17 protein-coding genes are annotated in these 21,757 nt (G+C 69.4%); 10 read left to right on the forward strand and 7 right to left on the reverse strand.

All coding sequences use genetic code 11. The annotated features are described in order from the left end of the window. The first annotated feature begins 118 nt into the window (after window positions 1–118). The 4 genes from tsaE to addB all read left to right on the forward strand — a co-directional run bounded on the left by tsaE (window position 119) and on the right by addB (window position 6,218). Window positions 119–1,780: a tRNA (adenosine(37)-N6)-threonylcarbamoyltransferase complex ATPase subunit type 1 TsaE gene (tsaE, locus tag MFF07_RS19040; RefSeq protein WP_147817240.1), complete on the forward strand. Its 1,662-nt coding sequence runs from the start codon at window positions 119–121 to the stop codon at window positions 1,778–1,780. 7 nt (window positions 1,781–1,787) lie between these two features. Beyond that, window positions 1,788–2,213: a VOC family protein gene (locus MFF07_RS19045; RefSeq protein ID WP_147817239.1), complete on the forward strand. Its 426-nt coding sequence runs from the start codon at window positions 1,788–1,790 to the stop codon at window positions 2,211–2,213. Window positions 2,214–2,307: 94 nt separating this feature from the next. Then, window positions 2,308–3,054: a nucleotidyltransferase family protein gene (locus tag MFF07_RS19050; RefSeq protein ID WP_147817238.1), complete on the forward strand. Its 747-nt coding sequence runs from the start codon at window positions 2,308–2,310 to the stop codon at window positions 3,052–3,054. A gap of 38 nt (window positions 3,055–3,092) precedes the next feature. Next, a complete protein-coding gene (gene addB, locus MFF07_RS19055) occupies window positions 3,093–6,218 on the forward strand; it encodes a double-strand break repair protein AddB (protein WP_238232624.1) in 3,126 nt (1,041 codons plus the stop codon). On the opposite strand, the gene murJ is transcribed toward addB, so the two are convergent. Beyond that, window positions 6,204–7,733, reverse strand: coding sequence for a murein biosynthesis integral membrane protein MurJ (gene murJ, locus MFF07_RS19060; RefSeq protein WP_238232625.1), 1,530 nt, complete (start codon window positions 7,731–7,733; stop codon window positions 6,204–6,206). The genes addB and murJ overlap by 15 nt on opposite strands. A 261-nt stretch (window positions 7,734–7,994) precedes the next feature. Beyond that, window positions 7,995–8,591, reverse strand: coding sequence for a superoxide dismutase (locus MFF07_RS19065; RefSeq protein WP_147817235.1), 597 nt, complete (start codon window positions 8,589–8,591; stop codon window positions 7,995–7,997). Window positions 8,592–8,861: 270 nt separating this feature from the next. Between MFF07_RS19065 and MFF07_RS19070 the strand changes: the two genes are divergently transcribed. After that, window positions 8,862–9,803 (forward strand): hypothetical protein, encoded by a 942-nt coding sequence (locus MFF07_RS19070; RefSeq protein ID WP_238232626.1) that lies wholly within the window; start codon window positions 8,862–8,864, stop codon window positions 9,801–9,803. 217 nt (window positions 9,804–10,020) lie between these two features. Here MFF07_RS19070 and MFF07_RS19075 read toward each other — a convergent pair whose 3' ends face one another. The 5 genes from MFF07_RS19075 to MFF07_RS19095 all read right to left on the reverse strand — a co-directional run bounded on the left by MFF07_RS19075 (window position 10,021) and on the right by MFF07_RS19095 (window position 16,153). Beyond that, entirely contained in the window at window positions 10,021–11,874 is a 1,854-nt protein-coding gene (locus tag MFF07_RS19075; protein WP_373322393.1) for a sensor histidine kinase, read from the reverse strand. A gap of 192 nt (window positions 11,875–12,066) precedes the next feature. Continuing rightward, window positions 12,067–13,020 (reverse strand): glycosyltransferase family 2 protein, encoded by a 954-nt coding sequence (locus tag MFF07_RS19080; protein ID WP_238232627.1) that lies wholly within the window; start codon window positions 13,018–13,020, stop codon window positions 12,067–12,069. Continuing rightward, complete coding sequence (locus MFF07_RS19085) at window positions 13,017–13,931, reverse strand: glycosyltransferase (RefSeq protein WP_238232628.1); 915 nt, start codon at window positions 13,929–13,931, stop codon at window positions 13,017–13,019. Before MFF07_RS19085 ends, MFF07_RS19080 begins: the two co-directional genes overlap by 4 nt. Beyond that, window positions 13,928–15,406 carry a M48 family metalloprotease gene (locus tag MFF07_RS19090; RefSeq protein ID WP_238232629.1) on the reverse strand — a complete coding sequence of 493 codons (1,479 nt, stop codon included), beginning with the start codon at window positions 15,404–15,406 and terminating at the stop codon, window positions 13,928–13,930. The genes MFF07_RS19085 and MFF07_RS19090 overlap by 4 nt, the downstream gene beginning before the upstream one ends. A gap of 6 nt (window positions 15,407–15,412) precedes the next feature. Then, on the reverse strand, window positions 15,413–16,153 hold the full coding sequence (locus MFF07_RS19095; RefSeq protein ID WP_238232630.1) for a DNA-binding protein: 741 nt from the start codon (window positions 16,151–16,153) through the stop codon (window positions 15,413–15,415). Window positions 16,154–16,878: 725 nt separating this feature from the next. On the opposite strand from MFF07_RS19095, the gene MFF07_RS19100 reads away from it, so the two are divergent. The 5 genes from MFF07_RS19100 (at window position 16,879) to MFF07_RS19120 (ending at window position 21,720) form a co-directional block, all read left to right on the forward strand. Further along, window positions 16,879–17,289: a helix-turn-helix domain-containing protein gene (locus tag MFF07_RS19100; RefSeq protein ID WP_238232631.1), complete on the forward strand. Its 411-nt coding sequence runs from the start codon at window positions 16,879–16,881 to the stop codon at window positions 17,287–17,289. Between the two features lie 154 nt (window positions 17,290–17,443). Beyond that, the gene (metK, locus tag MFF07_RS19105; RefSeq protein WP_147817229.1) at window positions 17,444–18,622 is read left to right on the forward strand and encodes a methionine adenosyltransferase; all 1,179 of its coding nucleotides are present in this window, start codon (window positions 17,444–17,446) and stop codon (window positions 18,620–18,622) included. A gap of 167 nt (window positions 18,623–18,789) precedes the next feature. Continuing rightward, window positions 18,790–19,482, forward strand: a complete 693-nt coding sequence (gene trmB / locus MFF07_RS19110; protein ID WP_238232642.1) for a tRNA (guanine(46)-N(7))-methyltransferase TrmB — start codon at window positions 18,790–18,792, stop codon at window positions 19,480–19,482. Window positions 19,483–19,629: 147 nt separating this feature from the next. After that, the gene (locus MFF07_RS19115) at window positions 19,630–20,544 is read left to right on the forward strand and encodes a manganese catalase family protein (RefSeq protein WP_147817228.1); all 915 of its coding nucleotides are present in this window, start codon (window positions 19,630–19,632) and stop codon (window positions 20,542–20,544) included. Between the two features lie 744 nt (window positions 20,545–21,288). After that, window positions 21,289–21,720: a hypothetical protein gene (locus tag MFF07_RS19120; RefSeq protein ID WP_238232632.1), complete on the forward strand. Its 432-nt coding sequence runs from the start codon at window positions 21,289–21,291 to the stop codon at window positions 21,718–21,720. Window positions 21,721–21,757 lie beyond the last annotated feature (37 nt).

Raw genomic sequence — 21,757 nt, forward strand, 5'->3', positions numbered from 1 at the left:
GCGGCAGCCCCGTCCGGCGGGATGCGGGCGGGACAATCCGGAAGGGTTCGTGCCGGGGGCTCACGGAACGCGGAGTTTTCGGTTTAAGGTAACGACCAGAAACGTTTGATCCTCGCGCATGGCCGATCCACGCGAGGATCCGGGGGCGGAGGAGATCGCGGTGAACGAGGATCGGGAGACCATCCACGACGAGGCGGAGCCGGGCGACGAGGCGGAGGCCGTGAACGAGGCCGCCGAGCAGAAACCGTGGGAGATCGTGCTGCCGGAAGAGGGCGCCACCGAAGATCTCGGGGCCTTCCTCGCCGGCATGCTCGTGCCCGGCGACCTCGTCGCTTTGTCGGGCGGCCTCGGCGGCGGCAAGACCGTGCTCGCCCGCGCGATGGTCCGCGAACTGACCGGCGACCCCGATCTCGAGGTGCCGAGTCCGACCTTCACGCTGATGCAGCCTTATGACGGCAAGTCCCGCGACGGGCAGCCCGGCCCGGCCATCGTGCATGCCGACCTCTACCGCCTGCGCGGGCCGGACGAGCTGATCGAGCTCGGCTTCGACGAGATCACCGGGACGGCGATCACCCTGGTGGAGTGGCCGGAGCGGATGGAGCCATGCGCCACGCCGATCCTCACGGTGGAGCTGTCGCTGCGTCCCGAGTTCGGTGAGGGCTCGCGCTTCGTGCGCATCGATGGCCTCAACGGCATGCGCGCGCGCCTCGACCGGGCCCGCGCCATCCGCGCGCTGCTCGGGCGCAGCGGCTGGGACGAGGCCGAGCGCCATTTCATGCAGGGCGACGCCTCGGCGCGGGCCTATGAGCGCCTGGTGAAGCCGGACGGCGCCAACGCCGTGCTGATGATCTCCCCTGCCCGCTCCGACGGGCCGCCGGTGCGGGACGGCAAGCCGTACAGCGCCATCGTCAAGCTCGCCGAAAACGTCGACGCCTTCGTCGCCATGGATCGGGGGCTGCGGGCTCTCGGCTTCTCGGCCCCGAAGATCTACGCCGAGGATCGGGCGCAGGGTCTGCTCATCATCGAGGATCTCGGCCGAGAGCCGGTGATCGAGAACGGCGCACCGCGTCCCGAGCGCTACACGGAGGCCGTGCGGCTGCTCGCCAGGCTCCATGCCACGGAGCTGCCGGGCGTGCTGCCGGTGGCCGACGGCATCGACCACGCGCTGCCGCATTACGACCTCGAAGCCCTTCTGTTCGAGGCCGAACTGCTGCCCGAGTGGTATACCGTTCATAAGGGCACGCATCTCGACGCGGCCGCCCGCGCCGAGTTCGTGGCGGTCTGGACCGAGGCCCTCGGAGATCTGCTAACCGAGCCCACTACCTGGACCCTGCGCGACTATCATTCGCCGAACCTGATCTGGCTGCCCGATCGCGACGGGCTGGAGCGGGTCGGCGTGATCGACTTTCAGGACGCGGTGCTCGGCCATCCGGCCTACGACCTCGCCTCGCTGCTACAGGATGCCCGCGTCGACGCGAGCGCCGATTTCGAGCTGCGTCTGCTCGGCCTCTACATCCGCGAGCGCCGCGCCCGCGACCAAGACTTCGACATGCAGGCCTTCGCCCGCGCCTACGCGGTGCTGGCCGCGCAGCGCGCCACGAAGATCCTCGGCATCTTCGCACGGCTGGACAAGCGCGACGGCAAGCCGGGCTACCTCGCCCACCTGCCGCGGATCGAGGGCTATCTCGCCCGCAACCTCACGCATCCCGGCCTCGACCGGCTGCGGACCTGGCACGAGCGCCACCTGCCGAGCCTCGTCGCCAAGCCGCCGAACGGATGAGCCGGCCATGCAGCCGCGCCTGACGCTCGTCACCCTCGGCACCACCGACCTGCCGCGTGCCGTCCGCTTCTACGAGGCGCTCGGCTGGACCCGATCGGTGCGCGCCGCCGACGGCGTGGCCTTCTTCCAGCTCGGCGGCATGGCCCTCTCGCTGTTTCCCCGCGAAAACCTCGCGGCGGATGCGGGCGTGCCGGCCGAGGGCTCGGGCTTTCGCGGTTTTTCGCTGGCCTACAACACGGCGAGCAAGGACGAGACCGACGCCGTCCTCGCCCAGGCGGTCGAAGCCGGTGCGACCCTCGTGAAGCCGGCTCACGACGTCTTCTGGGGCGGCTATTCGGGGTACTTCGCCGATCCCGACGGCACCCTCTGGGAAGTGGCCTGGAACCCCGGCTTCTCCCTGTTGCCCGACGGCAGCATGGTGCTTCCGGACTGACGCGCAGCCCGCATCCCCGCTTGACGGACGGCGGCCCGTGAACACGATGCCGCTGCACGGCGGGTAGCCGGTGCCCACGAGAAAGCCGGCCGGTATGAGCGACGCCCCCGACCCGACCGCGATCACACGCGCCTTCGTCCTCGCGGCCGGCCTCGGCAAGCGCATGCGGCCGATCACCGCGACGGTGCCGAAACCCCTGGTCGAGGTCGCCGGCAAGGCGCTGATCGACCATGCCCTCGATCGGGCGGCGGAGGGCGGCATCACGGAGGCCGTCGTCAACATCCACTGGCTCGCCGACCAGATGGAAGGCCACCTCCTGCGCCGCACCGAGCTGCCCGCGATCACCATATCGGACGAGCGCGAGGCCCTGTTGGAGACCGGCGGCGGGGTGAAGAAGGCTCTGGCCCAGTTCGGCAGCGAACCCTTCGTGGTCTTCAACTCCGATTCGTTCTGGCTCGAAGGCCCCAAGCCCAACCTCTCCCGCCTGATCGCCGGCTGGAACGCGGAGGCGATGGACATGCTGCTCCTCGTCGCCCCCACCGCGACGAGCCTCGGCTATGACGGCGCCGGCGACTTCTTCATGGATTCCGGCAGCCGCCTCGCCTGGCGCGGCGAGCGCGAGGTCGCCCCCTTCATCTACGCGGGCGTCGCGATCCTGAAGCCCGAGCTTTTCGCGGACACGCCGGACGGCTCGTTCTCCCTCACCACGCTGTTCGCCCGCGCGATCGAGCGCGAGCGCTGCTACGGCCTGCGCCTCGACGGTCAGTGGCTTCACGTCGGCACGCCCGAGGCGATCGCCGCTGCCGAGACGCGGGTGAAGGAGAGCGCGAGCGCGCCGTGAGGCAGCGGCCGCCCGATCGGTGATAGAAGACGCGGGTCATGCACACGTCGCACATCTTCACCATCCCGCCCGGCGCGCCGTTCCTGCCGACGCTCGCCGATGCGCTCGTCTCCGGCCGGCTCGTCGGCGATGTCGGCGGCGATCCGATCGCGCTGGCCGCGGTGACGATCTACCTGCCGACGCAGCGGGCGGTGCCGGCACTCTCGGCGATCCTGTCCGCGCGGCTCGGCGGGGCGACGCTGCTGCCGCGAATGATTCCGCTCGGCGAGGCCGACGAGGCAGAGCTCGATCTCGCGGCGAGCCCGTTGCTGGAGACGGCCGCGCAGGCGCTGAACCCGGCGATGCCGGCGCTGGAGCGGCGGCTGATCCTGGCGCGTCTCGTGCAGCGATGGGGCAAGGCGGTCGACCGTGCCCTGCTCCAGATCAGCGACGACGTGCCGTTCCGCGTGCCGTCCTCGCCAGCCGACGCCGTCTGTCTCGCGGCCGATCTCGAACGCCTGATGGACGCGCTCACCGTCGAGGGTCTGCCCTGGGACGATATCGGTGCGGCGGTCGAGGTCGAGTACTCGCGCTATTTCGGTCTGACCCTCGACTTCCTAAAGATCGCCGCCGAGAGTTGGCCCGGCATCCTGGCGGAGCGTGGCCTGAGCGACCCGGTGGTGCGCTCGCGCCTGCTCGTGCTCGCCGAGGCCGACCGGCTGATCCGTGAAAGGCCGGCCGACCCGGTCATCGTCGCCGGCTCGACCGGCTCGGTCCCGGCGACGGCAAAACTCATCGCCGCCGTCGCCGGGCTGCCCCGCGGCGCCGTGGTGCTGCCGGGCCTCGACCAGACCCTCGACACTGACGGTTGGGACGCGATCGAGACGGAGGACGAGATCGCCCACGGCCATCCGCAGGCGATCCTGCACCGGCTGCTCGGGCCGTTCGGCCTGAACCGCGACCGCGCGGATGTGATCCCGCTCGGCACCCCCTCCCCAGAGGCGACGGCGCGGCAAGACATGCTCTCGCAGGCGCTGCGGCCGGCAGAGACCACCGATGCCTGGGCGCGGATCGAGCCGGCCGCGCGGATCGACACCGCCCGGCGCGGGCTCGACGGCATCGCCGTGGCCGAATGCCTCGACGAACGCGAGGAGGCCTTGGTGATCGCGCTGGCTTTGCGCGAGACGCTCGAGACGCCCGGCGCCACCGCCGCCCTCGTCACGCCCGACCGGACGCTGGCCATGCGCGTTTCCGCCGATCTGGCGCGCTGGGGCATCGCGGCGGAGGATTCGGCTGGTGCGAGCCTCGCCCGCGCCCCCGCCGGCCGCTTCGCCCGGCTCGTGGCGGAGCTCGCCGTAGACGTTGGGCCAGCGCGAGTCGTCGCCCTGCTCGCGCATCCCTTCGTGCGGCTCGGGCTGACGCGCGGCGACGTCGTGCGGGGCGCGGCCGCCCTGGAAATCGGAGCCCTTCGGGGCCCTGCGCCGCGTGATGGCTTCGACGGACTGCGCGAGGCGCTTCGAAGCAACCGCGCCGCCACCGGCCGCGTGCCGCGCGCACGCCGCCGCCTCCGGCCGGTCGACTGGGAACTGGCCGAAGCCGTCGTGGAACGACTCGAGAAGGCCTTCGCCGGTTTCGCCGGCGGCGCGGACGACGTAGGCAACCTCGTCACCGTCGCCGAGCACCACCGAGCGACCTGCGAAGAGCTGATGCGATGCGTGGCGGGCGACGCGGCCGGTGCGCCCGACGATCCCTCGCTCGACACGCTCGACGGGCTGTTCGACGATCTCGGCTTCGCGTCCGGCGAGGAGTTGCCCGGATACCCGCGCGACTACCCCGCCTTCTTCACCGCGCTCGCCCGCGAACGCACCATCGTCGCAACGCCGCGGGCCGCGCATCCGCGCCTGCGCATCCTCGGCCTTCTCGAAGCGCGGCTGCTCCATGTCGATCGCATCGTGCTCGGTGGGCTCGACGAGGGCGTCTGGCCGATGCGCACCACCACCGACGCCTTCCTCAACCGGCCGATGCGCATCCGTGTCGGCCTGAACCCGCCGGAGCGGCGCATCGGCCAGAGTGCGCACGACTTCATGCAGGCCCTCGGCTGCCATGACGCCGTGATCACCCGCGCAGCCAAGCGCGAGGGCACGCCGACGGTGCCCTCGCGCTTCCTGCAGCGGTTGGGGGCGTTTTCCGGTGGTGAGGCTTGGCAGGGCGCGATCACGGCCGGGCAGCAACTGCGCAGCTACGCCACCGCCCTCGACAGCAGCGGCAACCTCCGCACGCCGCGCCTGACGCGGCCGGCGCCGAAGCCGGACCCGGCGCTGTTTCCGCGCCGTCTCAGCGTCACGCGGATCGAGCGGCTTGTCCGCGACCCGTATTCGATCTTCGCAGAGTACGTGTTGGGGCTGGAGGCGCTCGATTCCCTGGCCGTGCCGCCGGGCGCGAGCGAGCGCGGGACCCTCGTCCATGACGTGATGGCGAAGTTCGTCGAGCATTTTCCGGATGCGATCGCGAACCCGGCGCAGGCCGAGGCGCAGCTGAGGGAACTCGCGACGACGGGCTTCGCCAGGATCCGGCAAGACCATCCCGCGCTCTATGCCGAGTGGTTTCCACGTTTCGAGCGGATGGCCGCGAGCTTCCTCGCCTGGGAACGCGCGCGCCGGCCCGACATCGCGCAGATCCGGCCGGAGATCTCGGGCAAATGGGCGATCCCGCTCGGCTCTGAGACCTTTACCCTCTCGGGTCAGGCCGACCGGATCGAAGCGCGGCGCGACGGGACCTTCTGCATTATCGACTTCAAGACCGGCGTGCCGCCGAGCAACAAGACGGTGTTTGCCGGATTCTCGCCGCAGCTCACGCTGGAAGCCGCGATGCTGATGCACGGGGCCTTCGACGGGTTGAAGGCGAACAGCGTGCCGGAGCTGCTCTACGTCCATGCCTCGGGCGGGCGCGAGCCGTTCCGGCCGGTCCCGGTGAAGCCACCGCAGGGCGAGGCGCGCACCGTGGACGGGATCGTCGAGGAGCATGTCGCGCGGCTGCGCGGGCTGATCGCGCGCTTCCTCACCGGCGAGGCGGCCTATGTCTCGCGGCCCTACCCGCAATATGCGCGCGCCTACAACGAGTACGACCACCTCGCCCGCGTGCTGGAATGGTCGCTCGCCGGAGAGGAGCCATCAGGCCCGTCGTAGCCTGACGCCGCAGGCGGCCAGCACCGCGGCAAGCGTTCCGCCATAGGCGATGGCGCCCGCGGTGCCGAGCACGGCGAGCACCGCGATCTCGCGCAGATGCGGCAGCGCCGGCACGACGCTGTCGGCGAAGGGCAGTCCATAGACCGCGAGCAACGCCAGGACGATGCAGGCGATCGTCACGCCGAGCACGGTCACGCCGAGGGTTCGCCCCGGTGCAGTCCAGCCGCGCCTCAAGGCAAGGCCGTAGAGCAGCACGAGATTGATCCACTGGCCGACCGCCGTTGCCAGCGCCAGGCCGGTGACGCCGTAGGGGCCGGTGAGGACGAGCTTCAGCAGCACGTTGACGGCGATGCCGGTGAGCGAGGCGACGAGCGGCGTCACCGTGTCCTGGCGCGCGTAGAAGCTTGCCACGGCGCTGCGCACCAGCACCACCGCCGGCAGCGCGAGGCCGTAGGCGGCGAGCACGGAGGCCGAGCGCGCGGCGTCTTCCGCAGAGAAGGCGCCACGCTGGAACAAAGCGGCCATGATCAGCCCCGGCAGCGTCAGGAAGGCCACCGTGAACGGCGCCGAGAGCGCCAGCGAGAACCCGGCCGCACGGTTCTGTGCCGCATGCGCGCCGACGGCGTCTCCAGCAGCGAGCCGGCGGCTCATCTCGGGGAGCAGCACCGTGCCGGCCGCGATGGCGATGACGCCGAAGGGCAGCTGGTAGAGCCTGTCCGCATAGTACAGCGCCGAGACCGCGCCGACGGGCAGAAAACTCGCGATGATGGTGTCGGCGAAGGAGGCGATCTGGAAGCCTGCCGAGCCGATCACGGCGGGCCCGAGCACCTTGAAGAACCGCCGCATGTCGGGATCGCGCAGGGTCGGGCGCGTCGGGCCGGGTGCGAAACCGCCCCGCCGGCAGGCCCACCAGACCAGCGCGAATTGCAGCACGCCGGAAACTGTCACGCCCCAGGCGGCGGCATAGGCGGCGTTCGGAAACAGGAAGGCCAGCGCCAGCGCGACCAGCATGGCGAGATTCAAGAGAACCGGCGCGCCGGCCGCCACGGCGAAGCGGCGATGCGCGTTCAGGACGCCGGAGAACAGCGTCACCAGCGTCATGAACAGCAGGTAGGGGAAAGTGATCCGCGTCAGCGACACGGCGAGGTCGAACCGGGCGGGATCGTCCGAAAAGCCCGGCGCTAGGGCCTTCACCACCCACGGCATCGCCGGCCAGGCCAGCGCCAGCAGGAGCACCTGCACGATCAGCATCAGTGTGAACACGCGGTCGGCGAACGCTTTCGCAGCACCCGCCGCGCCGGCCTCTTCCAGCCGCGCATAGGCCGGGACGAAGGCGGTGTTGAAGGCGCCCTCGCCGAAGATCGCGCGAAAATGGTTCGGCAGACGGAAGGCGACGACGAAGGCGTCGGCGATCGGTCCGGCACCCATGATCGCAGCCATCACCACGTCGCGAGCGAAGCCGGTGACCCGCGAAACCAGCGTCCAGCCGCCGACGGAGAGGATCGCGCGGATCATATTTTGCGACAGACGCAGGGCGAGAGGGAGGGTTCGGTGCGCACGTGCCGTCTCACCTTCACCGTCCTGGTTCCCAACACGGACCCTCATCTTGAGGTGGGTTGGTTGGACGAACCACCGCGTGCTGATCAGGCGAAGGTCTAAGCTCGGCAAGGCGCCGTGCGCAAGCCGAGCGATCCGCCGACAAAAACGAAAGAAGCCGCACCTCCGAAGAGGAGCGGCTTCATTGGCAACCCGCCGAAAAGTCGGAGAGGAGCCGGCTTACTTGGCTTCGCCGTAAAGCTTCTCGACGTATTCCCAGTTCACCAGGTTCTCGACGAAGGCCTTGAGGTAGTCGGGGCGGCGGTTGCGGTAGTCGATGTAGTAGGAGTGCTCCCAGACATCGACGCCGAGGATCGGCTTGGCGCCGTGGACGAGCGGGTTCTCGCCGTTCGGGGTCTTCTGGATGACGAGCTTGCCGTCCTTGACCGCGAGCCACGCCCAGCCGGAGCCGAACTGGCCGATGCCGGCTTGGATGAAGTCGGCCTTGAACTTCTCGTAGCCGCCGAGGTCCTCGTCGATCTTCTTCGCGATCTCGGCCGGGGGCTGTCCGCCGCCGTTGGGCTTCAGCCAGTTCCAGAAATGGAGGTGGTTGAAGTGCTGCGCCGCGTTGTTGAACAACGGCTGGTTCGAGCCGTGCGAGGCCTTGACGATCTCCTCGAGGCTCTTGCTTTCGAGTTCGCTGCCCTCGAGCAGCTTGTTGGCCGTGTCGACATAGGTCTTGTGGTGCTTGTCGTGGTGAAACTCGAGAGTCTCCTTCGACATGTACGGACCCAGCGCGTCGTAGGCGTAGGGAAGCTCGGGAAGGGTCAGGGTCATTCAGATCACTCCGTGTCGGTTGAGCCCCGGGGCGGAGAGCGGTCGGCGCGCATCGGATAGGCGCGCGGCCTCTCGGGGCGACGAATGTGTAGGTAAGTCACGCATCCGTCTCGGCAACGCCGCCATGCGGCATAAGCGTCGCGCCGCCCTCTCTCGGACGGACTGATGGCTGTGCGCAAGCGCACCGTTCGATTTTGAAAAAGCAGGTCGGGGCTTTATCGTCGCCTCAGTCATGCTGCGGCCGTCGCCGCCGTCGTATCCGAGTATCCCATGGTCATCGCGCTGTTCGCGCTCAGTCTCGTCATGATCGTCGGCGGCGCCGCCGCGGTGGTGCAGGGCTTCCCCTACGTCCGCCTCGAAAGCGGACTCGCCATGGTCATCGGCGGCACCACGGCCGCCTCGGCAGGTGCGGTACTGCTCGGCATCGCCGCCGCGATCCTGCAGATGAAGAGGCTCGCCGGCGCCCTCGGGCATCGCGGCGACGCGACGACCGGCGAGGTCGCGTTCGTCCCGCCCCCCGGCAAGGCCGGTCCGGCTCCCTCCGTCCCGGAGTTCCGGGCGCCGGCCTTCGAGGCGACCGCTCCCGTCGCCACCGAACCGGCGACGGCCACGGCCGGCGCGGCGGGTCTCGCGGGCATCAGCCTCGGCGGCATGCGCGATCTCCTCGGCAGCGGGGACGACCGCTCGACGGCCGATCCCCAGCAGGGCCGCTCCATGGAGATCGAGCCTCCGCTACCGAACCTGCTGCCCCCGGCCGCTTCCGGCGAGTCAATCTCGCCCGACGAAGACCTGTTCGCCTCGCCCGGCGATCGTCCCGGCCACGGCCCGAGGGCGGCGGCCGACGCGTTGCCGGAAAATCTCGCCGACGCATCGCCCGACGACGCGCGGGAGACCGATCCGGCCCAGGAGGAACTCGCTTTGAGGCCGTCCCTCGACGGGCCTTCCGCTTCCTCCGAACCCGAGGTCGAGCCCCCCGCAGTGGAACTACCGCCTGCCCCGCTCGAAGAGCCGGCGGAACAGGCGGACGAGCCGAAATCCGAAGCGCTGCAGGTCGTCGGCACCTACGCGTCGGGCGCCAACACCTATGTGATGTTCGCCAACGGCACGATCCAGGCGGACACGCCGCGCGGACAGTTCACCTTCCAGTCCCTCGACGAGCTCAAGCAGTTCGTGGATTCCGGCGGCGAGGCCAACGCGCGCGGAGCGGCTTGAGAGGCGGCAAAGTCCGGCCATGTCGGTCGGCACTCCCCTTTCTCGGACGCCCATAGCGTGAGTGGAAGGCGATCCAGGGAGAAAGAGTGCCGCGACGGCGCCTCGATAGGACGGCGTCGAGACTTCGACTTTTGCGCGGGGCCCCGGTTCGGGTTCCGCTGACGCTTCACCCATTCCGGGATGGGCCTTAGTCCGACGAAGGGCTCGGCTGAATCCTTCAAACCAGCGGGTTGAGCGCCGCGTTTCGGGCCGGCAGCGGCGCCAGCATGGAGAGGCGAAATCCCTCGGGAGCGTATTCGCTGCGGACTTCGGCCTGGACCTGGGTGGTCAGCACCCGCTGCAGCAGACGGGAGCCGAAGCCCTGGCGCGACGGGACGGAGACCGGCGGCCCCTCGCTCTCGCACCACGCGAACTGCAGGATGCCGGCTTCGCCCCCGGGGACGATCGACCAGCTGACCGTGATGCGGCCCTGGCGGGTCGAGAGCGCGCCGTACTTGGCGGCGTTGGTGGTGAGCTCGTGGATCGCCATACCGATCGGCACCGCGATGTCCGAGGGCAGGTCGACCACCGGGCCAATGAGGGAAACACGCGATTCGAGGCTGCCGTCCTCCTCGGTCTCGATGTAGGGCGTGAGCTCGTTCACCAGCAGGCCGTGCAGCTTCGCCGTCTGCCAAGTGTCCTCGGTGAGCACCGAATGCGTGTGCGACAGCGATTTGATGCGGCCGACGAAGGCCTCGTAGAAGTTGTCGATGCTGCTTGCCGTCCGCGCCGTCGAGCCGACGATCGCCTGCACCGTCGCGAGCGTATTCTTCACGCGGTGATGCAGTTCGCGGATCAGCAGGGTCTGGCGCTCCTGAGCCTGGAGGCGGTCGGTGACGTCAGCCACGACCCCGATCAAGCGCCGCGGCAGCCGGTCCGGCTCGTCGCGCTCGAAGCGGCCGGCCATCTCGATGCTCCGCCATGCGCCGGTGCCGAAATGCCGGATCCGGCCCGAGACCTTCAGGATGCCGTCCTCGCGCAGCGCCTTGGTGATCGCGCGGCGGACATGGGGGCGGTCCTCGGGGTGCAGGAAGCGGTTGAGGAACTCGCCCTTTCCGACGCCGCCCTCCTCCGCCCGGCGGCCGAAGATCTCGAACATGCGTTCGTTCTCCCAGACCGCAGCATCATCGAGCAGGTGCCATTCGAAGATGCCGAGCGACGCAAGGGACGTCGCGACGCGCAGGCGCTGCTCGCGCTCGCGCAGCAGCTTCTGCGCCTCGATGCGCCTGGTCACGTTGCGGACGATGCCGACCATGCCGGTGAGCGTGTCGTCGGCGCCGTAGGTCGGCGCGCCGCGCACACCCACCGCGACCTCCATGCCGTCGTTGCCGCGGGTGAAGCGGCTCTCGAACTCCCAGGGCTCACGTCGCGCGAGTGCCGCCGCCACGATTCCGTGGATGCGCTCGTGATCCTCGGAGACGAATCCCGTCTGCATCGTCGACCAGCGCGCCGAGCGGCCTGCGGGATAGCCTAGGATCCGGCCGGCGCGGCGCGAGAGCGAGACCTGTCCGCTGGTCGCCTCCCAGCGCCATTCGCCGAGGCCGGCGGCGACGAGGGCGTCGCGGTTCTGCTCGGCACGAACCAGTTCGTCCGCGTCCACCGGCTCGACCACGGCGACGAGGTCGGCATCGCCGCGGCCGTCATGGGGCGCAGGCGTGATGGTCAGGCGCAGATCGACGCCGTTACCGTCGGCACGGCGCCAGCGGCGGATGCCGGGCGCAAGCACCGGCGTGCGGTCGGTCAGGAGGTTGGTGACGGGCGCGCCGGCAAGGCTGCCGGGCATGTAGCCGAGCAGACGGCAGAGGAAAGGGTTGACGTCGCGCAGGGTTCTCCCATCCGCGGCGATCAGCGCCAAGCCTATGGACGCTCCCGCGAAAACCGCCTCGTGCAGACCGGGGGCACGGAGGTCCGCCCCTCGGTCGTCCTCGCCGCTATTGTCCAAGACGCAACCTCGTTCGGCGGGCTTCCGACCGTGCCGTGGCGCGGAAGATGGGATGCTCGCAGGCCCTGTCCAGCGGGGCGGGCGCACCATGAACGCCGGGACGGGCCACGGCAAGGCTTCGCCCGCCGCGGCTCCAAGACCGACGGCCGCAAGCTCGGATTCTTCAAGCCGTCGGCACGCGCGAATGCGCATCGCCGCGCGCAGTCGGATGTCTGCAGACTGTGCATACTTGTCTGCATGCGACGGCAGCTCGGAAGGCGTCGGACGGAAGGGCCACTGCTATCAAGCCCCGCTCCCGGCGCGCAGAAGGCGCGGCGTCGCGCTGGCCAGCATCCGTCCGGCCCGCAGGACGGCAACCGCCTCCCCCGGGGAACGACGCGCCAGAGCATGCAGGATCCGGATCGGCATCTGCCCGAGGAAGGCGCCCGCCAGCACGGCGAGAGCCGCGACCCGCCCATGGTGCTTTGCCGTAAACAGCACCTGCGAACGCAGAAAGTAGAACAGGCGCCGGTCCCTGACCTGTCCGGTGGTGCCCTGGCCGCGATGCAGCACTACGGCGTCGGCCGCATGGTTCACGCTGCGGCCGCTCGCCAGCACGCGGACGCAGAGGTCGGTATCCTCGAAATAGACGAAGAAGCGCTCGTCGAAGCCGCCGAGGCCCTCGAAGAGCGGACGCGGCATCATCAGGAACGCGCCCATCACAGCGTCGACCGGGCGGCTGTCGGCATGGTCCCACTCGGTCATGAAGTGCTGGCGCACGAGCCGCGGCAGCAGCCGGTCGAGCATTGCTGCATTCGCGACGAGGCCGCAGGCCGTGGGCGTGCGGGCGCAGGTGCGGTGGGTCGTGCCATCCTCGTCCACGAGCCGGGCGCCGACGATCCCCGCGTCGGGGCGAGAACGGAAGGCGGCGAGCGCCGCCGGGATGCCGTCGCGCGTCGCCTCGGTGTCGGGGTTGAGAAACAGGATCGTGCCGCTCCGGCCGAGGGCAGCGCCCTGGTTGCAGGCCTTGCCGAAGCCGAGATTGTCCGGGTTGGACAGGACGGTGAGGGCGAGGCGCTCGGCGTCGAGGCCCTCGGCCGAGCCGTCGGAGGAGGCGTTGTCGACCACGACGACGTGCAGGTCAGCGGCGTTGGCGCTGGCGGCGAGGCTCCGGATGCAGGTGCGCAGCTGGTCGCCGGCATTCCAGTTGACGATGACGACGTCGATGCGGCGCGGATCGTCTCCCGCGATCGTCATGGCGCGCCGGCCGGACGGCCGAGACGTCCGCGGAATCCGTTCGCAGCGGCCCGCAGCAACCGTCCGAGAACGGCGGGCTTGTAACCGGAATCCGACCAGTACAGCACGGTCTGGAGGGGCAGGTAGGCCATCTGCGTCAGCTTCCAGCGTCGCGGCACATGCGCGAGCCGCCAGCCATAGACCGTGTTGCGGATGTAGGTTTCCATCCGGAAGAGAGGCTGGCGCGCGATCGCGACCGGCAGCCAGCGCGCGCGGATGACCCCGCTGCCGACGCATTGCGCCATCGGCGTCGCACGGTCGACCCAGCAGGAATGCCCAGCCGCCCAAGCGCGAAAGCACCATTCGAGGTCGATCGCGTCGATGAAATAATCTTCGCGAAAGGGGCCGATGCGGGCGAAGGCGGCGAGGTCGAGGAGGGAGCCGGAGGTCGCCATGAATTCTACCGGATCGAGGCCGGGCAAGGCCGGCACACCCCGGCGCAGTGGATAGCGCGGCGTCTTGCGGCCCTCGACCGGCCGCTGGACCGGGCCGACCATCGCCGGTCCCTGCATCGGGGAGAGCCGGGCCATGGCAGCCCTGAGGCCGAGGATCAGTTCGGGGGACGGCTCGCCGTCCTGGTCGAGCAGCAGGAGGTAGCGGGCACCAGCGGCGGTCGCCGCCTCGGCCATCCGGTTCAGCGCCGCCCCGACGCCGACATTGTCGCCGGTGCCGATCACCCGGACGCCGTCGCTGCGGTCGAGCACGGCCCGGGTCTCGAGCGATACCCCGCCGTTGTCGTAAGCGAAGACGTGCGGGACAGGCACCGAGAAGGCCGCGACGAGGGCTGCGACGTGCTCGGGCCGGGGATGGAACAGCGTGACCCCAGCGGCGATGTCCGCGAGCGGGCTGCGTGTCTGCGCCGGCCCGGTCATTCGCCGACGAGCTTGTAGCCCTGGCCCGGCTTCACTGCGGCGCCGCGCTCCAGGCCGTTCAGCACTAGGAAGCGGTCGAGCGCACGGTCCGGCGCGACCATGCGGGCGGCGAGCGCATCCGCCGTGTCGCCAGCTGATGCCGTGACGATGCGCAGGTGCAGGGGCTTCAACGCGCGTGCCTCGTCGGGGTCGACGCTCGACAGGCTGTCGACCCAGCGCCGGAACGCGGCGTCGGGATCTGCCGAGCCCTTGGCCGCCATGATCATGCGGTAGGTGTTCTCGCCCACCCGGATCGCGGCGAGGCGGAAGGTCCAGTCCTTGCCCTTCGAGACCGCGAATACGGCGGGCCGGCCCTCGACGATGCGGTTCTCGATGGTGCCCGGGTCGATGCCGTCGTTCCAGGTGGCCTTGAGCACGTCTTCGAGGCTGCGCCCCGTGCTGCTCTCGACCTGATCGAACAGAATCCGCCGAGTTCCGTCCCGTGTGGTCCCGAGCACGGCGTTGCGGGTGTTCTCGATGGCGATACCGTCCGGCACTTCGAAGGCGATGCCGAGGCTCGGATGTAAGAAGCGCGTGCCGCGCACCATGCCATCCCCGGGGTTGTCGCCGTAGGCGATGCCGTCGATCGCCGCGAGGAAACGCGCGCGCTCGTCGACGCCGAGCCCGGGCGCGCCAATGCGCCGGGCGGCGCGGGTCACCAGGGTGATGCGCTCGACGGTGCCCGGATGGGTCGCGAGCATGTCGGGCTCGCCGTTCGATCCCGTGCCGGTCTTCAGCGCGAGCGTGCGGTTGAGGGCGGTGAGGAAGCGGGCGGCGCCGAACGGGTCGAAGCCGGCGCCGGCCAGCGTCTTCACGCCGGCGGCGTCCGCCTCGAGCTCTTGGTCGCGCGAGAATCGGGCCAGCGTGACCTTGGACTGGCTCTCCATCTGCGCGCCGGTGGCCGGATCGTTCAGGACGTCGGCGACGACGCGGCTGACGAGCTGCGAGCGCAGGGCCATCTCGGTGCGGGCGGTCGCATGGCGCAGGGTGACATGCGCGATCTCGTGGGCGAGCACGGCCGCCACCTCCGACGAATCCGAGGCGAGCGCCACGAGGCCGCGAGTGACGTAGAGCCGGCCACTCGGCAGGGCGAAGGCATTGACGACGGGCGAGTCGAGCAGAGTGACCGCGTAGGGCTCCTCCGGCCGCTCGCTGGCGCGCACCAGCCGGTCGGTGATCTCGGTGAGCAGGCGCAGAGTCGCGGGTGCGCGGTATTCGCCGCCGAAGGAGGCGACGAGCTTGGCGTGGTCGGCCTCGTCGGCGACGCGCCGGCCGGTGGTGCGGGGAGCCTGCGCCGGCACGGAGATCGCGGCCGGCGTCAAAATGGTGCCGGTCTGGTCGCCGGCGCACCCACCGAGCACGGCAGCAAGCCCCGCCAGCGCCATCAGGCGCCGTGCGAGCCGTGTCCGTGCCGTATGCCGCAGAGCCCCAGCCATCACAATTCAGCGCGTCAGCGCCCGCTCTCCTTCCGGCACCTCGATCATGTCCGCGCTGACGATGTCCAGGGTCGGACCTCTCCGGACCTCGACCCTGCCGCGAACCCGCGCGAGGCGCCCCCTCAGCGTGGCGGCAGTCAAACCACGCTCCTGCATGATCCGCCAAGTGCGTTTCATCACGATTACGGTCAAGCCTGCCGCGGAGTTTCGGACGAAGTCCAGATAGGTGCGATCGGCCCGTTCGCCGACGCCGACGATGCGTCCTTCCGCGACGACGAACCGGCCGGCCAGCGCTCCGAGCGCCGGTCCGTCCCGGGCGTCGAGCACGGCTGCGCCCCAGACCCCACGCCGGGCGGAGCGGGGTTCGGCCTCCAGCGCGATCAGGTCGCCGCGGCACAGGATGTCGCTCTCGCCGGCATCCGCATGCGCCAGACCAGCCGCGACGAGGCCGGCGGCGAGATCAACGGGCTCGTCGGCGTCGGAGGCCGGCTCGGCCACGGCCTCGATCCGGGCGCGGCCCCAGCGATCGTCCCCGCCCCTGGCGCTCACGGCCAGGGGCCGGCCGCGAAAGCCCATCAGGTAGGACGCGGCCTGCGTCGCCTCTGGCTCGGTCTCCGGCCAGTGCAAATCGGCTAGGATGGCGCGGGCGCCGGAGGCCATGACGAGCTCCCCGCGCGGGCCGAGGCTGTCGATGCTTTCGTCGCGCAAAGCCGAGGCCCGGCACGATTCGGGTTCGGCGCGCGGCACGGCCGCTGCCGGATTCGCGAAGACCGCGAAGGCGCAAACCAAACAAGGAGCGAGGCGGACGGACATACGGAACACGGGAAATCGGACCGCGATGGGCGGGGCGACGGGGCCCCGTCGCTTCTAACTCCACATGATCCGTCGCCGAAATCTGCGGCGGATCTTCGGTCGGGCGTGCCGGCGAGGCCGCAACGATCGCTTTTGCGGACGGTGCGGCCATGAGGCCACAGCGCTCCTCGCGGAGTCCCTGTTGGCGGCAATCCGCCGCGATGCTATGGCAGCTTCGGTTGTCTCCGTAGCTCAGCTGGACAGAGCACAGGTTTCCTAGAAAAATTGGGCGTCGCGAGGGGAAACCGCGCGGCGGATCCGCTCAAAGTCGGGGAAAGCTCACAGCGCTCGTCAGGGCGCCTGCCGATCCCGAGCCAAGCCCGCCTCACCGCGGGAAGGTGTAGAGACTAGACGGGCGGCACCTAAAGGCTTCACTCCGAGGCTCATGGTGAAGGGATAGTCCAGGCCACGAACATCTTAAGGACACCCTTAAGGATGGCGGCGAAAGCCGAAGTGGTATGAAACCTGGGGTCGCAGGTTCGAGCCCTGCCGGGGACGCCAACGTTTTTCGAATGCATAATTTGCTTATTAATTATCTTTTGTTGTGATTTTAGACCTTGCGCAACGCCGGATTTCGCCGGAATGATCCGGCAAAACGGCAATGCTGCGCAGGACGCGACATGGCGGGTCAGAAGACCGACGAGCGGGACATCCACCTGGGCCTTCGTATGGCGGAAGAGCGCAAGCGCTCGCATCTGACACAGCGCAAGGTGGCACAGAGCTTCGGCATGTCCGCGGCCCAGCTTCAGAAATACGAGAAGGGCGTGAACCGCATCAGTGCGGTCCACCTCGAAATCCTGAGCCGGATGACGGGCGTGCCGATCGGCGATTTCTTCGAGGGCATCCCCCATCTCGACGACGTGCCCGACCGCGGCTTCTCGGATGCCGAGCAGCATGCCTTCGTGCCGGAGGGCCTCTGGGCCGGCCTCGCCCTGGTCATGGCCAAGCACGTCGTCAACACCTTCGACGAGCCGAACCGGCGGGACTTCGCCAGCGCGGTCGATACGCTGCAGCGCGAGTTGAGCCGCTAGGATCCGACGCCGCGAAGTCTCTTTGGGATCGTTCGATATAACGGACGATTTCGTTGCATCGGGTTGACCGGTCGGAATACGGGTGCAAGAACCGCGGCTTTCCGGGTCAAGCGCCGCGATAGGTCTGGCGCGCCCGTAGCCGGGGGTGCGTCGCATGCCGCGTTCAGATTACCTGTTCACGAGTGAATCCGTCTCCGAGGGCCACCCCGACAAGGTGAGCGACCGGATCTCCGACACCGTCGTCGACGCCTATCTCGCCGCGATGCCGGAGGCCCGCCTCGGCGTCGAGACGCTGACCACGACCAACCGCGTCGTGATCGCCGGCGAGGTCCGCGGCCCCGATTCCGTGACCTTCAAGGACCTGGAGGAGCTCTCCCGCGAGGCCGTGCGCGACATCGGCTACGAGCAGGCCGGCTTCCACTGGAAGAACAACGACGTCCAGATCTACCTGCACGCCCAGTCCGCCGACATCGCGCAGGGCGTGGACGCCGCCGGCAACAAGGACGAGGGCGCGGGCGACCAGGGCATCATGTTCGGCTACGCCGCCGACGAGACCCCGGACCTGATGCCGGCGCCGATCTACTACGCCCACAAGATCCTCAAGGACCTCGCCGACGCCCGCAAGGCCAAGCAGGGCGATGCGGCCAAGCTCGGCCCCGACGCCAAGAGCCAGGTCACCGTACGCTACGTCAACGGCCGCCCGGTCGAGGCGACCCAGATCGTGCTCTCCACCCAGCATCTCGACGAGTCCCTCGACTCGGCCGACGTGCGCGCCATCGTCGAGCCCTATATCCGCGCGGCACTGCCGAAGGATTGGATCACCGAAGGCACGGTCTGGCACATCAACCCGACCGGCAAGTTCGTGATTGGCGGCCCCGACGGCGATGCCGGCCTCACCGGCCGCAAGATCATCGTCGACACCTATGGCGGCGCGGCGCCCCATGGCGGCGGCGCCTTCTCCGGCAAGGACCCGACCAAGGTCGACCGCTCGGCCGCCTACGCCGCCCGCTACCTCGCCAAGAACGTCGTCGCCGCCGGCCTCGCCTCGCGCGCCACGATCCAGCTCGCCTACGCCATCGGCGTGTCGAAGCCCCTCTCGATCTATGTCGACCTGCACGGCACCGGCAATGTCGACGAGGCCCGCCTCGAAGGCGTGCTGATGGACGCCCTCGACCTCTCGCCCCGCGGCATTCGCACGGCGCTGCAGCTCAACAAGCCGATCTACGCCCGCACCTCGGCCTACGGCCATTTCGGCCGCAAGCCCGACGCCGACGGCGGCTTCTCCTGGGAGAAGACCGACCTCGCCGACAAGCTCAAGTCCGCCCTGAGCTGAGCCAAAAAACCCTCCCCCCTCTGCGGGGGAGGGTGCCTCGCGGATGCGAGGCGGGAGAGGGGAAAGCCCTTTCCGGATAAGGCGCTCCCCTCTCCCGACCCGCTTCGCGGGCCACCCTCTCCCGCAGGGGGGAGAGGGTTTTTCGCGTTCAGCACGAGGCCACGTCCATTCAACCCGAATCCCCAGAGCGCGCCTTCTTCGGCCGCCGCAAGGGCAAGCGCCTGCGCCCCGGCCAGGAGGACCGCCTCGCCGCGCTGCTGCCGTCGCTCCGCATCGTGCTGCCCGAGAACGACGGCCGCCTCGATCCGCCGGCCCTCTTCCCGAACCCCGTGGACGAGGTCTGGCTCGAGATCGGCTTCGGCGGGGGCGAGCACCTCGCCGACAACGCCGAAAAACATCCCGGCACGGGCCTCATCGGCTGCGAGCCCTTCGTGAACGGCGTCGTCAAGCTCTTGGGCGAGATCGACGAACGCGGCCTCACCAACGTGCGCATCCGCGACGAGGACGCGACGCAGCTGCTTGCCGCCCTGCCCGATGCCAGCCTGGCCCGGGTCTACCTGCTCTATCCCGATCCCTGGCCGAAGCGCCGCCAGCGCAAGCGCCGCTTCGTCTCCGACGCCTCGCTCGCCGAGATCGCCCGCGTGCTCAGGCCCGGCGGCCTGTTTCGCTTCGCCACCGACATCGACGACTACGCGGGCTGGACCCTGGTGCGCGCCGCGCGCTGCGCGTCCTTACGCTGGACGGCCGCGCGCGCAGCGGACTGGCTCACCCCGTTCCCCGGCTGGCCCGGCACCCGCTACGAGGCCAAGGCCAAGGGGGCCGGCCGCCGGCCGAGCTACCTCACGTTCGAGCGGATCTGAGCGCGGCCCGCTTGCCGGCCGCTCGCGGCACGGGACGAAGCGCGTCTGCGACATAAACGGACGCTTTCGGACAAAGCCCTCTCCGGCGGGAACATGGGTCGGCACCGGGGGCTACCCCTCTGCGCACCTCGCGCGAGGACCAGCCCCATGTTCATGCGAATCGACAAGCTCCAGGCCGAGCTTCCCTTGCCGAAGCGGCCCGATCCGAACGCGGCGGCGGCCTTGCAGGAGCTGCTCGGCGGCAAGTACGGCGAGATGTCGACGCTCGGAAACTACATGTTCCAGAGCTTCAACTTCCGCAACAAGACCAAGCTGCGGCCGTTCTACAGCCTCGTCTCGAGCATCTTCGCCGAAGAGCTCGGCCACGTCGAACTCGTTTCGACCGGCGTGGCGATGCTGAACAACGGCCCCGGCGACGACACCGAGAACGTCGACATCTCCAAGGCGCCCTTCGAGGACATGAAGGACATCCGGCTCGCCGGCAGCTTCCTGTCGAACGGCGGCGGCGCCATGCCGATGAACTCCAACGCCGCGTCCTGGAACATGGACATGGTCACGACGACCGGTAACCTGATCATCGATCTGCTGCACAACTTCCATCTCGAATGCGGCGCCCGCCTGCACAAGCTGCGCGTCTACGAGACCCTGACGGACCCGACCGGCCGCGAGGTCTGCGGCTACCTCTTGGTGCGTGGCTCGGTCCACGCCCACGCCTACGCGCTCGCGCTGAAGAAGCTCACCGGCGTCGAGATCGAAAAGATGCTGCCGACCCCCAACATCGTCCTCGACAAGATTCCCGAGTGTCAGAAATACCTGCAGGAGGGCAGCCACCGCCGCCTCTACAGCTTCAGCCCGGATGATTACGCCGAGGCTGCCGGGGTCTGGTCCAACGACGAAGTCGCGCTGCCGGGCGATCCGCCGGGCCAGCTCGAGATCGTCGACGGCCACCCCGAGGGCGGCAAGATCCCCGAACTCGACGGCAATTACGGCGCCTTCGCCCCCGATTACGCCCCGCAGGAAATCTTCGAGATCGCGAGCAAGCTCTACAAGAAGAGCCGCTGAGGACACGCCCCAAATCCGGGTCCCAGTTCGCGGACATAGGAGGAGCGCCTCGCACAAATCGTGCGGGGCGCTTTTTCGTGAGCCGATCCTGGCGCCCGCGACGATGCCGACGCCATGCCATGTCGATCGAAGCAGGCTCCGCGCATCCCTTCTCCCCGCTCGCGGGGAGAAGGCTTCGGCGACCTCGTCGTCGCCGAAGCGAGGCGGCAGCCGAAGGTGAGGGGGCTTCGACGGAAGAGTCTCGTCCGGCACCGCCCCCTCACCGCCGCTTCGGCTTCGCCTCCGCTTCCTTCATGGACGACAGGGTCCATGAAGGCCTCTCCCCACCCGAAGTCGGGCCTGCCCGACTTCGGCGTATGAAGCAGATCTCGGGCAGGCCCGAGATCTGTGCGGGGAGAGGAGACTGCGCACGACCAAATCGATCAGCCGGAGACGGTACCGACCGTCACTGCGAGGCAAAGCCGAAGCCATCCACGGCCAACGCCCCGACGTCGGCATGTTGGCCATGGATGGCTTCGCCGCGCGCGCAAAGACGGCCGAGGCACGGAAGACCGCATCCCCGGACCCGCGATCGTTCGACCGAACGGAATTCGGGACGATCGTCCCGCCTGTCCCAGGCCGTCCCACGGCCGCCCTTCGAGTCTCGCGCCGACCCATGCGCGACCGACCCCGAGCCGAAGCGAAAATCTTGACATCCGGCACGTTCTATGACACGATTCCTATATGTGGGGAAGTGTACTCAGATTGTCGGCGGCGCTCCCGGAGGAGCCGAGGCCTTCGCCGGCGCGGGGACGGCCGAATGATCCGGCGGCGTTGGCCGAGGTGCGGCGGCTGATCGAGACGAGCGCCCTGTCCTACCGGGCCATCGCGAAAGTCACCGGCGTGCCGCGCACGACCATCTCGCGCCACGTGCTGGAGGGCGGCTGGATCCGGCCGAAGGGCGCAGACGCACCGCCCCAGAGCGCGGAGGGCGAGCGCCGCATGCGGCGCGGTCTCCTGGCGGAGCGGGTGCTGCGCGCGGCCGAGGATCTGGTCCAACGGGTAGAACTGGACCCGACCGCCACCCCCGCCGCCTTCGCCCGCGCTGTCCGGGTTCTTGCGCTGGCGCAGCGGCTGGATCGGCCCGGTAACGCGCGCTCGCGGGTGTCGCGGGCGCAGAGGGTAAGGGTGAGGTGAACTGGATGGTGAGCCAATCTGGCGGTACTAACATTGC

Source organism: Methylobacterium thuringiense, from assembly GCF_022179645.1.
Classification (GTDB): Bacteria; Pseudomonadota; Alphaproteobacteria; order Rhizobiales; family Beijerinckiaceae; genus Methylobacterium; species Methylobacterium thuringiense.